Here is a 14109-nt window from a genome sequence, read left to right on the forward strand (position 1 = left end):
GTACTTCTGCATGGTCACTGAAACCCCCGTCCGCAAACCGAAACCGATGCTCTCGGGTATGCGTTCGCTACCCGAACACGTACTGGTCAAGGTGTTCGTGTTGCTGCCGCTGGTCGCGCTGGCGGCGGCGGTGCCGTTCGCCTGGGGCTGGGGGCTGAGCTGGCTCGACGTCGGCCTCGGCGCGTTCTTCTTCGTCGTGTCCGGCCTCGGCGTGACCGCCGGCTACCACCGGCACTTCACCCACGGCTCGTTCAAGGCGCGGCGGCCGCTGCGCGTCGCGCTGGCCATCGCGGGCAACCTGTCCGCGCAGGGGCCCGCGACCACGTGGGTGGCCGACCACCGGCGGCACCACGCGTACTCCGACCGGGCGGGTGACCCGCACTCGCCGTGGCTGTTCGGCACCGGGCCGAAAGCCCTGGCCAAGGGCTTCTGGCACGCCCACATGGGCTGGCTGTTCGAGCGCGAGGTGACCAACGCCGAGCGGTTCGCGCCCGACCTGCTCGCCGACCGCGACATCCGCAGGGTGGACGGCCTGTTCCCCGTCTGGGTAGCCGCGACGTTCCTGCTCCCGGCGATCGCGGGCGGCCTGATCACCTGGTCGGTGTGGGGCGGGGTGACCGCCTTCTTCTGGGCCGGCCTCGTCAGGGTGGCGCTGCTGCACCACGTCACCTGGTCGGTGAACTCGATCTGCCACATGATCGGCGAGCGCCCGTTCGCCAGCAGGGACAAGGCGGCGAACTTCTGGCCGCTGGCGATCTTCTCCTTCGGTGAGTCGTGGCACAACCTGCACCACGCCGACCCGACGTGCGCCCGCCACGGCGTCCGACGTGGGCAGATCGACATCACGGCACGGCTGATCTGGATCTTCGAGAAGCTCGGCTGGGCCTCGCAGGTGCGCTGGCCGACACCCCAGCGGCTGAACCGGCTGGCGCTCCAGCCCGATCTGTGATTAACTGTAAGAGGTCTCAAGCTTTTGTGTTCGTGCTAACCCACGCTCGCAGAACTTAGCGGGCGTAGTGGTTTCCCATTCGGGAGAGCAAACCGCCTCGCGTTGACCCGGAGCATCGAAAAGGTGCTCTGCTTGTTTTGCAGTATATGGAGATTGTTTACATGGTTCAGGGCACTGTGAAGTGGTTCAACTCCGAGAAGGGGTTCGGCTTCATCACCCCCGACAACGGTGGCGGCGACGTGTTCGTGCACTACTCGGAGATCCAGGGCAACGGCTTCCGTAGCCTCGAGGAGAACGCCCGCGTCGAGTTCGAGATCGGCCAGGGCCAGAAGGGTCCGCAGGCCACCTCGGTCAGCGTCATCTGACACAGGCTTCGAAACGAGCCCCCCGCCTCCCCGTGAGGCGGGGGGCTCCTTCGTTTGCAACGGGGTGCAACCCTTCCCGGCGGGGGCCTCGCGGGTGTCCCATGGACAACTGTGACGGAACCCACAGTCGGGATCGTGGTGAACCCCGCGTCCGGCCGCGACATCCGGCGGCTGGTCGCGAAGGCCTCGGTGTTCCCGACCGCCGAGAAGGCGAACATGGTGCAGCGGCTGCTCACCGCGCTCGCCTCGGTCGGGGTCACCCGCGCGCTGCTCTCGACCGACCTCGGCGGCATCTCCGCCGCCGTCCTGCGGGCCCTGCGCACCGGGCGCAACGCCTGGCCCGCCGTCGAGTTCTGCGAGGACCCGCTCACCGACAGCGCGCAGGACACCACCAACGCCGTCCGCCGGATGGTCGCCGAGGGCGCCGGGGTGGTCGTCTGCCTAGGGGGTGACGGCACCGCCCGCGTCGCGGCCGCGGCCTGCGGGGACGTGCCGCTGCTGCCGCTGTCCACCGGCACGAACAACGCGTTCCCGCAGCTCCGCGAGGCCACGGTGGCCGGACTCGCCGCCGGGCTGGTGGCCACCGGCGCGGTGGACGCCACCCGCCGCGCGTCCGTTCTCGAAGTCACCGCGGGGCAGCGCACCGAACTCGCCCTCGTCGACGTCTGCGGGGCCAGCTCCCCGTACGTCGGCTCCCGCGCGCTGTGGGAGCCCGCCCAGCTCACCGAGCTGTACTGCACCTTCGCCGAACCCGACGCGATCGGCCTGTCCAGCGTCGCAGGGCAGCTGTGCCCGAGCCCCCGTGACGAACCGGGCGGCGTCGCGCTGCGGTTCGCGCCGCTCCCCGAAGCCCGCTGGATCGTGCGGGCGCCGATCGCGCCGGGGCTCGTCGTGCCCGTCGGCGTCCGCGACTGGCGCGTGCTGCCCGTCGGCGAACCCGTCGAACTCGCCCCGTGTGGCGTCGTCGCCGTGGACGGGGAGCGCGAACTCGAGCTACGGGACACCCCCGCGTCCGTCCGCCTGCGAGCCGACGGACCGCGCTGCGTCGATGTCACCGCCGCCCTCACCGAAGCAGCTTCCCGCGCACTGCTCACAGAAAGGAACGTCACCGATGACGGACACCTTGCCCACCCCGGCCGCACCCGGCCTTGACGCGAACGCCCTGCTGGAGGCGTACCGCACGATGCGCACCATCCGCGCGTTCGAGGAGCGCGTGCACGACGAGTTCGCGACCGGCGAGATCCCCGGGTTCGTGCACCTGTACGCGGGCGAGGAGGCGTCCGCGGCCGGCGTGTGCGCGCACCTGGACGAGCGCGACTCGATCGCCAGCACCCACCGCGGGCACGGGCACTGCATCGCGAAGGGCGTCGACGTCAAGGCGATGATGGCCGAGATCTACGGCCGCCGCACCGGCTCGTGCCACGGCAAGGGCGGCTCGATGCACATCGCGGACCTGTCGAAGGGCATGCTCGGCGCGAACGGCATCGTCGGCGGCGGGCCGCCGCTGATCTGCGGTACCGCGCTCGCCGCGAAGCAGCTGCGCACCGGCGGTGTCGGCGTGGCGTTCTTCGGGGACGGCGCGAGCAACCAGGGCACCACGTGCGAGGCGCTGAACCTGGCGTCCGTGTGGAACCTCCCGGCGGTCTTCGTGGCCGAGAACAACGGGTACGCCGAGGCGACGGCGAGCACGTGGTCGGTGGCGGCGGACAACATCGCCGACCGCGCGGCCGGGTTCGGCATGCCGGGCGTGATCGTGGACGGGTTCGACTTCTTCGCGGTGCACGAGGCCGCGGGGGAGGCGATCCGGCGGGCCCGCGAGGGTGGCGGCCCGACGTTGATCGAGGTCAAGTTCACCCGCTACTTCGGGCACTTCGAGGGCGACCAGCAGACCTACCGCGCGGGCGAGGTCGTCAACGCGCGCGAGAACCTGGACTGCCTGAAGCGTTTCCGCGCGCGGGTCACGGAGACGGGGCAGCTCGAAGAGTCCACTTTGGATGCCATCGACCAGCAGGTGGCGGACCTGATCGAAGCCGCCGTCACCGAGGCGAAGGCCGCGCCCAAACCCACCCGTGAGGACCTCGAAACCGACGTCTACGTCTCGTACTGAAGGAGCGCGACATGGCACGCACGATCAGCTACCGCGAGGCGATCAACGAGGCCCTCGCGCAGGAGATGGCCCGTGACAACACCGTCGTCGTCATGGGCGAGGACAACGCGGGCGGCGCGGGCAGCCCCGGCGAGGACGACGCTTGGGGCGGCGTCCTCGGTGTCACCAAAGGGCTTTACCACGCCTTCCCCGGGCGGGTGCTGGACACGCCGATCACGGAGTCGGCGTTCATCGGGGCCGCGATCGGGGCCGCCACGCGAGGCCTGCGGCCCGTCGCCGAGCTGATGTTCATCGACTTCATGGGCGTCTGCTTCGACCAGATCTTCAACCAGGCGGCCAAGTTCCGGTACATGTTCGGCGGCAAGGCGGAGACGCCGGTGGTGATCCGCACGATGTACGGCGCCGGTCTCCGGGCCGCGGCACAGCATTCGCAGGCCCTGTACCCGGTTTTCACGCACATCCCCGGGCTGAAGGTCGTCGTGCCGTCGAGCCCGTACGAGGCGAAGGGCCTGCTGATCCAGTCGATCCGCGACAACGACCCGGTGATCTTCTGCGAGCACAAGGCGTTGTACGACTCGACGGGCGAAGTGCCCGAGGACAGCTACACGATCCCCTTCGGCGAAGCGAACGTCGTCCGCGACGGCGACGACGTGACGATCGTGGCGATCGGGCGCATGGTGTCGGTCGCCGAAGCGGCCGCGACCGAGCTGGCGGCTTCCGGCATCGAGGCCGAGATCATCGACCCGCGCACGACGAGCCCGCTCGACACCGAGACGATCCTGGAGAGCGTCGAGAACACCGGACGGCTGGTCGTCGTGGACGAGGCGACCCCGCGCTGCAACATGGCGACCGACATCTCCGCGCTGGTCGCGAAGGAGGCGTTCGGGGCGCTGCGGGCGCCGATCGAGATGGTGACCGCCCCGCACACCCCCGTCCCGTTCTCGGACGCGCTGGAGGACCTGTACATCCCCGACGCGCAGCGCGTCGTCAACGCGGTCAAGGCGGTGGCCGGATGGACCCGATGATCGCCAGGGTCGTCATGCCCAAGTGGGGCCTGTCGATGACCAGCGGCAAGATCACCGAGTGGATCGCGAGCGAGGGCGACGAGATCACCGACGGTGACGAGCTGGCCGACATCGACACCGACAAGATCGCCGGTTCGCTCGAAGCCTCGGACGAGGGCGTGCTGCGCCGCGTGATCGCCCGTGTCGGCGAGGACGTCCCGGTCGGCGCGACCATCGCGTTGATCGCCCCGGCCGACGTGCCCGAGGAGGAGATCGAGGCCGCCGCCCGGCAGGCCCGCGAGGAGCTGGACTCCGGAGTGGTCCCGGAGGTCGGGGGCCCGGTCACCGGCACCGTCGAGGTCGGCGGCCGGACGCTCGCGTACGCCACGCTCGGTGAGGGCGAGGAGCACGTCGTGCTGGTGCACGGCTACGGCGGCGACAAGAACTCCTGGCTGTTCGTGCAGGAACCGCTCGCCGAACGGCACACCGTGCACGCGCTCGACCTGCCGGGCCACGGGGAGTCGGCGAAGGACGTCGGCGACGGCTCGCTGGAGACCCTCGCCGACGCGGTGCTCGGTTTCCTGGCCGCCAAGGAGATCCCGCGGGCGCACCTCGTCGGGCACTCGCTCGGCGGGGCGGTCGTGGTCGCCGCGGCGGCCCGCGAGCCGTCACGGGTGGCCTCGCTGACGCTCGTCGCGCCCGCCGGGTTCGGTGACGACATCAACGCGGACTACCTGCGCGGATTCGCCGACGCCACCTCGCGCCGCGAGCTGAAACCGCACCTGGGGGCGTTGTTCGGCGACCCGGCGCGGGTGACCAGGCAGCTCGCCGACGACCTGATGAAGTACAAGCGGATCGACGGGGTGGACAAGGCGCTGCACACGCTCGTCGACACGCTGCTGCGGCCGCTGGACGTGCGCCCGCTGCTGTCCGAAGTGGACATTCCGGTGACCGTCGTGTGGGGCCGCCGGGACGCCGTGGTGCCGGTCTCCAACGCCGCGTCACTGGAAAACGTGCGGTTCGTCGACGACGCGGGGCACATGGTGCACATGGAAGCCCCTTCGGCCGTTGTGGAAGTGGTCCCCTGAGTGTCACCCTCGACAGGATGGCCGAACACCTCGAGGCAGCGCTGCCGGTCGGGGAGGACCCCCGGCGGTACGCGCGCGCCCTCGCGAAGGTGTGGGAGGCCGCCCTGTCCGGCGAGGCGCTGCCGAAGCGGCCGCGCCCGGTGATCGGCGAGTCCTGGCAACGGATGCGGCGGCTCGGGGTCGATCCCGACCACGGGAACGAGCCCGAGCCGCTCACCCCGGCCGACGTCGCGGCCCGCCGCGAGGCGAGCGGGCTGGCCGGTGTCCTGCCGGTGCTGCGGGCCGGGCTCGTGGGCGTGGCGGAGCAGGCCGCGCACATCATGGTCGTGGTGGACCAGGGCGGCGCCGTGCTGTGGCGCGAGGGCAGCAAGGCGGTGCGCCGCCGCGCGGACGGGCTCGGGTTCGTGGAAGGCGTGTGCTGGCACGAAAACGTCGTCGGCACGAACGCGATCGGCACGTCACTGGTGGCCCGCCGCCCGATCCAGGTCTACTCCGCCGAGCACTACGTGCGCACGCACCACGCGTGGACCTGCTCCGCCGCCCCGCTGCGCGACCCGCGGGACGGGCGGCTGCTCGGCGTGGTGGACCTGTCCGGGCCCGCCGCGACCGTGCACCCGAGCACGCTGGCGCTCGTCGACGCCGTCGCCCGGCTCGCCGAATCGACCCTGCGCACCGCCCACCTCGCCGAACTCGACCGGCTGCGGGGCGTCGCGCTGCCGGTGCTGTCCAAGGTGCCCGGCCGCGCCGTCGTCGTTGACCGGCACGGCTGGGTCGCCGCCACCGCGGGGCTCGCCCCGGTCGAGCGCGTCTCACTGCCGTCGGGGTGCGCGCCGGGGCAGACCTGGTTGCCCGCCTTGGGCAGTTGCGTGCTCGAACCGCTCCCGGGTGGCTGGCTCGTGCGGCTCGCCCGCGAAGCCGATGCGCCCATCCGGGTGGTTCTCGACGATTCGACGCTCACGGTCACCGGAACCACCGGTTCCTGGACGCATTCGCTCAGCCCGCGGCACGCCGAAATCCTGCACTCGCTCGCGGTCCACCGCGAAGGCCGCTCCGCCGCCGACCTCGCGGAGGAGTTGTTCGGTGATCGTGCGCGCACCGTCACCGTCCGCGCGGAAATGTCGCGCCTGCGCCGGAATTTCGGGTCCGTGCTCGCCCGTGCGCCGTACCGGTTCGCCGACGGGATCGAGGTCGTCCTGACTCGGAAAGGCAACCGGGCAGACACGGTCCAATAACGTCGTGCGGAATTTTCCGAACCGCCCGGACTCGATGGCGGACGCTCCGGCCACTCGGCTACCTTCATTGCGGTAGTCGGCGGGCGAGGGGTGGAGTTTCATGACGAGTACCGCGGTGCGGCCTGGGGCGCCGAGCGGACCCGTACCCGAGCCACCCGCACCCGGCGGCGCCGGGCGCAGCGGGTTCGCCGGGCTGCTCGACCTGCCGGTCGCCGCCGCGCGCGGGCTGACGCGGTCGGTGCGCACGAGCCCGGGGCGGCTCACCGTGATCGGGGTCGGGCTCGTCGTGCTGGCACTGGTCTTCGGCGTCGTCGGCACGATCGCCGTGCAGGGCAAGAAGGACACGATCAACGACCTGATCGACCACCGCGAGCCGCTGACCGCCGCGTCGCAGGAGGTGTACCGCTCGCTGTCCGACGCGGACGCCACGTCGGCCGACGCGTTCCTGGTGATCGGCGCCGAACCGCCCGAGATGCGGGAGCGGTACGACCAGGACATCGCGCGCGCCGGTGCAGCGCTCGCGAAGGCCGCTTCGGACTCCGAGGGGGTCGCGGCCGCGGCGGCGCAGGTGGACATCATCAGCCGCAACCTGCCCGTCTACACCGGCATCATCGAGCGCGCCAAGGCGAACAACCGCCAGGGCTTCCCGGTCGGCGCGTCGTACCTGCGCGAGGCGTCGCACCTCATGCGCGCCACGATCCTGCCCGCGGCCGAGGAGCTGTACCGCATCGACACCGAACGGCTCACCGCCGAACAGGACGACGCGGCCGGCTTCCCGTGGGCGGGTGTGATCCTGCTGGTCGCCGTGCTCGGCGCGCTCGTCGCCACGCAGGTCTACCTGACGAGGCGCACCAACCGGCTGCTCAACATCGGGCTGGTCGTCGCGAGCGGCGCGATGGTGCTGGTCCTGCTGTGGGGTGTGGTCGCGTTGATCGTGCAGGGCACGCTGGTCGGCGGCGGCCGGGACGACGGCAGCCACCCCGCCGACGTGCTGGTCCGCGCCCGCATCGCCGCCGTGCAGGCCCGCGCCGACGAGATGATGACGCTCGTCGCCCGTGGTGACGGCAGCAGCTACGAGCAGGACTACCAGCGGCTCTCCCCGCAGTTCAGCGGGTTGCTGACGGAGGCGCGGGGGCTGCTGGACGGTCCGGCGGCGCAGCAGATCACCGAGGCGGGGGCGAGCGCGAACGCGTGGCTCGAGGCCCACAAGGACGTCCGCGCGCAGGACGACGGCGGCAACTACGCCGAAGCCGTGAAGAAGGCCGTCGACACCACCGCACCGGACAGCGCGGCGAGCGCCTTCGGCAAGCTCGACCAGGCGCTGGTGACGGCGATCGACGCCGCCCGCCAGAACTTCCTCGACGAGACGCGCAACGCCGACCGCGCGCTGACCCTGCTGGCGCCCGGTGTCGCGGTGCTGTCGCTGGTCGCCGCGGCGGGGGTGACGATGGGGATCCGCGACCGGCTGAGGGAGTACCGGTGAAGAAGCTCTACAGGCTCGCCGCGCTGTGTGCGGCGGCCGCGTTGCTCGTCGGCTGCGGCAGCGCGGGCACGCCCGTCGACCCCGCCCCCGTCGGCGCGGTGCAGGCACCGCAGCCCGCGAACGTCGGCGGGGCGGACCCGTCCGCGGGCGGCTCGACCGCGGCCACCTGCGACACGCGCAGCCTCTCGCCGAGCCCCGGCATCCCGTCCGGCTCGACGATGGCGCAGATCCGCTCGCGGGGACGGCTGATCGCCGGGGTGGACCAGACCACGTACCTGTTCGGCTTCCTCAACCCCGCCAACGGCAACCTCGAGGGCTTCGACATCGACATCGTCAAGCAGCTCGCGGCCGCGATCTTCGGGTCGTGGGAGGGGCACGTGCAGTGGAAGGCGATCCCGTCGTCCCAGCGGGAGAACGTGCTGCGCGACCACAGCGTGGACGTCGTGGTCCGCACGTACAGCATCACGTGCGCGCGGCTGAAGGACGTGAACTTCTCGGCTCCGTACTACCAGGCGGGGCAGCGCGTGCTCGCCACGCGCAACTCCGGCATCACCGGCCTGTCCGACCTGGGCGGCAAGAAGGTGTGCGCCACCAAGACGTCCACGTCGCTTTCGGCGATCCAGAACGCGCCCGCGCGGCCCGTGCCGGTCTCGGTGAACAACTGGTCGGACTGCCTGGTGATGCTGCAGCAGGGGCAGGTCGACGCGATCTCCACCGACGACGTGATCCTCGCCGGGATGGCGAAGCAGGACCCGAACCTGGAGGTCGTCGGCGACCGGTTCACGCAGGAGAACTACGGCGTCGGCATCCCGAAGGGCCAGGACGACATGGTCCGGTTCGTCAACTCCGTGCTGGAGAACGTCCGCGGCAGCGGCGTCTGGCAGCAGACCTACAACACCTGGATCGCGCCCGTGCTCGGGCCCGCAGGCCCGCCGCCCGTTTCGTACCGATGAGGGGACCATGCCCGACCACGAGCCCATCTCCGGCCGGCTCGACGAATCCCCGGCCGAGTCCACGCAGTTCATCCGTCCCGTCGCGCCGCCCCAGCAGGCGCAGCAACCGCAGCTGACCAGCGTGCTCGCCTCGCCGTCGCCGACGACGAGCATCCGGCCGCCCGCGCACGTCGACGAGGCGCGCGGCACCGGCCCGCAACTGCCCGACCCGGGCACGGAAAGCGTGCTGCCCGAGACGTCCAGCGGACGGCACACCGGCAGCGGTACGGGTCCGGGCACCGGCGGCACGGGTTCCGGCCCGTTCCCCGGCACGTCGCGGCGCACCGGCAGGCGCACCTCCCGGCGCGGCAGGCTGGGGCTGGGGCTGGTCGACGTGCCGCCCGTGCCCTACCGCGACCCGGCGTCGGCGGTGCTGACGAACCCGGTGGTGTCGGAGGAGAAGCGCTACTGCGGCAACTGCTCGGCGAAGGTCGGGCGCGGTGACGCCGGTCCCGAGGGCGTGTGCGAGAACTGCGGCACGCCGTATTCGTTCGTGCCGAAGCTGCGGCCCGGTGACCTCGTCGGCGGGCAGTACGAGGTGCTGGGCGCGCTCGCGTACGGCGGGCTGGGCTGGATCTACCTCGCGCAGGACCACAACGTCAACGACCGCTGGGTCGTCCTCAAAGGACTGATCGACGCGGGCGACGCGACGGCGACGGCCGCGGCGGTGAACGAGACCCGCTTCCTGGCGGAGGTCGAGCACCCGAACATCGTCAAGATCTACAACTTCGTGCAGCACCCGGACCCGCAGACCGGGCACTCCGTCGGCTACATCGTGATGGAGTACGTCGGCGGGCAGTCGCTGCGGCAGCTCGCGCTCGCGCACTACCGCAAGGCGGGCAGGCCGGAACCGCTGCCGATCGCGCAGGTCATCGCGTACGGGCTGGAGATCCTGCCCGCGCTCGGTTACCTGCACAGCCAGAACCTGCTGTACTGCGACCTCAAGCCGGACAACGTCATCCAGACGCACGAGCAGCTGAAGCTGATCGACCTGGGTGCGGTGCGGCGCATCGACGACTACTCCAGCCCGCTGTTCTTCACCACCGGCTACAGCGCACCGGAGCTGGCCTCGCAGGGTGCGTCGGTGGCGTCCGACCTGTACACGGTGGGCCGCACGCTCGCGGTGCTGAGCTTCGAGTTCAACGGCTACACCACGAAGTACAAGGACTCGCTGCCCAGCCCGGACGAGGTGCCGCTGTTCAAGCTGTTCGGGTCGTACTACCGGTTCCTCAAGCGCGCGACGCACCGCGACCCGGACCGCCGGTTCATCACGGCCGAGGACATGGCGGACCAGCTCGCCGGGGTGCTGCGCGAGATCATGGCGCTGGGCACCGGAAAAGCGCGGCCGGGTGTGTCCACTGTGTTCGGTCCGGAGACCAACACGTTCGGCGTGGACATCGTGGTGCCCGAGCCGGGGAAGCCGGTGGAGCTGCCCAAGGGTGAGGACGTCGTGGGTGGCCTGCCGATCCCGCAGGTGGACACGAGCGACCCGGCGGCCGGTGTGCTGGCGACGACGACGGCGCTGGACCCGCAGGGCGCGATCGACGCGTTGATCGGTGCGCCGCGGCAGTCGATCGAGGTGCGGCTGCGCATCGTCCGCGCCCGCATCGAGCTCGGCGAGCTCGCGGAGGCGAACCGGCAGCTGCAGGCCGCGCAGTACCTGGCGATCCGCGCGGGCTACCCGCATGACTGGCGGATCGACTGGCATCGCGGGCTGATCGAGCTGGCCGGCGGGCGGCAGCGCGTCGCGCAGGTGGCGTTCGAGGCGGTGTACGACGACCTGCCGGGTGAGATCGCGCCGAAGCTCGCGCTGGCCGTGAGCGCGGAAGGCGTCGGGGACTACTTCGCGGCGTCGCGGCTGTACGAGCTGGTGTGGCGGACGGACCGCAGTTACGTGAGCGCGGCGTTCGGCCTGGCCCGCGTGTACCTGGCGCAGGGCGCGCGGGCGAGCGCGATCGAGGTGCTGGAGTCGGTCCCGTCGTCGTCGACGCACTACGTGGCGGCGCAGGTCGCGGCGATCAAGATCAAGACGCGCGCGACGGGCAACGGCCAGGTGACCGAAGGCGATCTCGCGGACGCGGGCGCTCGCTTGGAGAGGCTCACCCTGGACGCGGAAAGCCGCACGCGCCTGACGGCGGAGGTGCTGGAAGCGGCGTTCGAGTGGGTCCGCGCGGCCCCGCCGAACCACACGACGAACACGCGGGTGCTGGGCTGCCGCCTGTCCGAACGCGACGTCCGGTTCGGCCTGGAGCGCTGCTACCGCACCCTGGCCCGCGTCGCCCACACCACGGAGGACCGCATAGCCCTCGTCGACCGCGCCAACGCCATCCGCCCCAGGACGCTGACGTAGCGCATCACGGGTTGATGCGGTCCTGGGCCTGCTGGAACTTGGACATGGCGTCCGGGTCACCGTGCGTGGTGAAGTGCTCGAAGCTCACCTCGACGAACAGCGCCCGCGCCCGCACGGCGACCGGCCCGTCCTCGGCGTCCAGGCGGCCTTCGGCGCTCGCGTAGAGCTTGCGCCCCGCCACGCCGTCGACCTTCGCCGTGATGAACAGCGTCGAGCCGACCGACACGGGCCGCACGAAGTCCGTCTCCAGCTTCCCCGTCACGGCGGGACGGCGCAGCAGGTTGCCGACCGTCGAGCCGAGCGCCTCGTCGAACGCGCAGGCCAGCAGCCCGCCGTGCGCCAGCCCGGGCGCGCCCTGGTGCGCCTCGGTGACGGTGAACTGCGAGTGCACCAGCGCGTGCTCGCCCATCGCCGACCGCATGTGCAGGCCGCCGTCCACCTCACCGCAGCCGAAGCACTGCTCGTAGTGCATCGCGAGCTTCGTGCCCGCCTGCGGCGCGTCGGGGTGCGGAGCCGGCGTCTCGGTCTCGACGGGCGGCCAGGGAGTGGACTTCATCCGCCCAAAGTAACTCTTCACGCCCCGAAAATCCCGCCCGTCCCGCGCTCGAAGAGACAAGGACCACGAGAAGCGGGAAAATCACTACCTGAACTCAGGATGCCACTAAGGTCGCAACCTTGACCGCTGGTACGGAACTGAAAGAGGAGGTCGGGGCGCATGGCGGAAACGGCGGCTCAGGAACCGGAAATCGACCAGAGAACGGTCAAGCGGGCGGTCATCGCGTCCGCGATGGGTAACGCCACAGAATGGTACGACTACGGTGTGTTCACGTCCGGGGCGATCGCCACGGCCATCGGCACCGTGTTCTTCCCCGGTGAGGGCAACGCGGTGCTCAAGTCACTCGCGCTGGTCGCCATCGGGTTCGTGGTGCGGCCCTTCGGCGGCGCGTTCTTCGGCCCGCTCGGGGACAAGATCGGCCGTCAGAAGGTGCTGGCCATCACGATCCTGCTGATGTCGGGGTGCACCTTCCTCGTCGGCTGCCTGCCGACCTACGCGGGTGGTTACGCGATCGGGATCGGCGCGCCGGTCCTGGTGCTGTTGCTCCGCCTGATCCAGGGCTTCTCGACGGGCGGCGAGTACGGCGGCGCGGCGACGTTCATCGCCGAGTACGCGCCGACGAGGCGCCGCGGGTTCTTCGGCAGCTTCCTGGAGTTCGGCACGCTGTCCGGTTACGTGCTGGGCAACATCGTCGTGCTCGCGGTGACGCTGTCGTTCACCTCGGAGCAGGTGTCGAGCTGGGCGTGGCGGATCCCGTTCTTCATCGCGCTGCCGCTCGGCCTCATCGGCCTGTACCTGAGGAACAAGCTGGAGGACACGCCGGAGTTCCGCCGGCTGGAGAAGGCGGGCGAGAAGGCGGAGAAGGCGCCGCTGAAGGAGACGCTCTCCCGCAACTGGCGGATGATCCTCAACCTGATCGGTATCGTGCTGCTGCTCAACATCGCGGACTACATGCTGCTCACCACGATGCCGACGTACTTCACGGACACGTTGAAGATCAACGACAACACGTCCACCGTGATCATCATCTGCGTGGAGCTGGTGCAGATGGCGTTGATCGCCCCGCTGGGCGCACTGTCCGACCGGATCGGCCGGAAACCGCTGCTGCTGACGGCCGCGATCGGCTACATCGTGCTGAGCTACCCGTCGATCAAGCTGATGCAGAGCGGCAACACCGCGCTGCTGGTGGTGGGTTTCGGCATCGTCGCGCTGCTGCTGGTGCTGATGCTCGCGGTGATCGGGTCGACGTTCCCGGCGATGTTCCCCACCCGCGTCCGCTACGGTTCGTTCGCGATCGGTTACAACGTGTCCACTTCGATCTTCGGTGGCACGTGCGGGGTGATCGTGACGGCGTTGATCCACGGCACCGGCAACGAGGACTGGCCGGCGTTCTACCTGATGATCGCCGCGGCGATCGCGCTCGTGCCGATCCTCCGCATCCCGGAGACCGCGCGGGTGCCGATGGCCCGCATCGACGTCCAGACCGCGCCGGCCGAAGGGCTGCGCACGGCCTGACGCCGGTACTGCCAGGGCCGCGCTCTCCCAGGAGGGCGCGGCCCTTTCGCGTCAGTCGGTCTCGGTCCGGCGCGCGAAGTGACGCCGGGACCAGGCCGCCAACGCCGCCGCGATACCGAACGCCACGCCACCTTCGACGAGCAGCGCCGTGAACACCATGGTTTTCTCCTCCTCCGGGCGAAGCCGCACCCGAGGACGTTCATCGTTCACCGACTGCCCGGTATTTCAGGAGAACCTGACGTTGAGCCGTGATCTCGGCCACGGCAAGATAGGGGCACCGCTGAGGAGGAAGGGCGGCAGATGACCGACCGCAACGACAGCCCCGGGATCGCCGAGGCCGCGCGGCTGCTCGACGACATGACCCAGCAACTGACCCCGGTGCCCGCGTTCCTCGACGAGGAGACGATCACCGAGCGGATCGAACGCACGAAGGCCGCCGAGGAGAACCTCGACGGCCACGTGTTCTAG

Annotated in this window: 13 protein-coding genes; 12 read left to right on the forward strand and 1 reads right to left on the reverse strand. The window is 70.6% G+C overall.

The genetic code is table 11. The features are described from left to right. Nucleotides 1-58 precede the first annotated feature (58 nt). The 10 genes from BMZ92_RS16190 (at nucleotide 59) to BMZ92_RS16235 (ending at nucleotide 11570) form a co-directional block, all read left to right on the forward strand. Complete coding sequence (locus BMZ92_RS16190) at nucleotides 59-949, forward strand: acyl-CoA desaturase (protein WP_245783083.1); 891 nt, start codon at nucleotides 59-61, stop codon at nucleotides 947-949. Nucleotides 950-1110: 161 nt separating this feature from the next. Beyond that, a complete protein-coding gene (locus BMZ92_RS16195) occupies nucleotides 1111-1314 on the forward strand; it encodes a cold-shock protein (protein WP_091508143.1) in 204 nt (67 codons plus the stop codon). Nucleotides 1315-1425: 111 nt separating this feature from the next. After that, nucleotides 1426-2466, forward strand: a complete 1041-nt coding sequence (locus tag BMZ92_RS16200; protein ID WP_091508146.1) for an ATP-NAD kinase family protein — start codon at nucleotides 1426-1428, stop codon at nucleotides 2464-2466. Continuing rightward, nucleotides 2426-3421 (forward strand): thiamine pyrophosphate-dependent dehydrogenase E1 component subunit alpha, encoded by a 996-nt coding sequence (locus BMZ92_RS16205; RefSeq protein WP_091508149.1) that lies wholly within the window; start codon nucleotides 2426-2428, stop codon nucleotides 3419-3421. Before BMZ92_RS16200 ends, BMZ92_RS16205 begins: the two co-directional genes overlap by 41 nt. Nucleotides 3422-3432: 11 nt before the next feature. Then, nucleotides 3433-4446 (forward strand): alpha-ketoacid dehydrogenase subunit beta, encoded by a 1014-nt coding sequence (locus BMZ92_RS16210; RefSeq protein WP_091508152.1) that lies wholly within the window; start codon nucleotides 3433-3435, stop codon nucleotides 4444-4446. Beyond that, the gene (locus tag BMZ92_RS16215; protein WP_091508155.1) at nucleotides 4434-5513 is read left to right on the forward strand and encodes an acetoin dehydrogenase dihydrolipoyllysine-residue acetyltransferase subunit; all 1080 of its coding nucleotides are present in this window, start codon (nucleotides 4434-4436) and stop codon (nucleotides 5511-5513) included. Before BMZ92_RS16210 ends, BMZ92_RS16215 begins: the two co-directional genes overlap by 13 nt. Nucleotides 5514-5530: 17 nt before the next feature. Further along, entirely contained in the window at nucleotides 5531-6745 is a 1215-nt protein-coding gene (locus BMZ92_RS16220; protein ID WP_091508158.1) for a GAF domain-containing protein, read from the forward strand. A 100-nt stretch (nucleotides 6746-6845) separates the two neighbouring features. Continuing rightward, the gene (locus BMZ92_RS16225; RefSeq protein WP_091508161.1) at nucleotides 6846-8228 is read left to right on the forward strand and encodes a hypothetical protein; all 1383 of its coding nucleotides are present in this window, start codon (nucleotides 6846-6848) and stop codon (nucleotides 8226-8228) included. After that, nucleotides 8225-9181 carry a glutamate ABC transporter substrate-binding protein gene (locus BMZ92_RS16230; RefSeq protein ID WP_091508162.1) on the forward strand — a complete coding sequence of 319 codons (957 nt, stop codon included), beginning with the start codon at nucleotides 8225-8227 and terminating at the stop codon, nucleotides 9179-9181. Before BMZ92_RS16225 ends, BMZ92_RS16230 begins: the two co-directional genes overlap by 4 nt. Before the next feature lie 7 nt (nucleotides 9182-9188). Then, nucleotides 9189-11570, forward strand: coding sequence for a serine/threonine-protein kinase (locus BMZ92_RS16235; protein WP_091508165.1), 2382 nt, complete (start codon nucleotides 9189-9191; stop codon nucleotides 11568-11570). A gap of 4 nt (nucleotides 11571-11574) precedes the next feature. Here BMZ92_RS16235 and BMZ92_RS16240 read toward each other — a convergent pair whose 3' ends face one another. Next, nucleotides 11575-12126, reverse strand: coding sequence for a PaaI family thioesterase (locus tag BMZ92_RS16240; RefSeq protein ID WP_245783084.1), 552 nt, complete (start codon nucleotides 12124-12126; stop codon nucleotides 11575-11577). Between the two features lie 159 nt (nucleotides 12127-12285). Between BMZ92_RS16240 and BMZ92_RS16245 the strand changes: the two genes are divergently transcribed. Continuing rightward, the gene (locus BMZ92_RS16245; RefSeq protein WP_177228725.1) at nucleotides 12286-13641 is read left to right on the forward strand and encodes an MFS transporter; all 1356 of its coding nucleotides are present in this window, start codon (nucleotides 12286-12288) and stop codon (nucleotides 13639-13641) included. Nucleotides 13642-13941: 300 nt separating this feature from the next. Next, complete coding sequence (locus BMZ92_RS37385; protein ID WP_177228716.1) at nucleotides 13942-14109, forward strand: hypothetical protein; 168 nt, start codon at nucleotides 13942-13944, stop codon at nucleotides 14107-14109.

This window comes from Amycolatopsis sacchari (assembly GCF_900114035.1).
GTDB classification, from domain to species: domain Bacteria; phylum Actinomycetota; class Actinomycetes; order Mycobacteriales; family Pseudonocardiaceae; genus Amycolatopsis_E; species Amycolatopsis_E sacchari.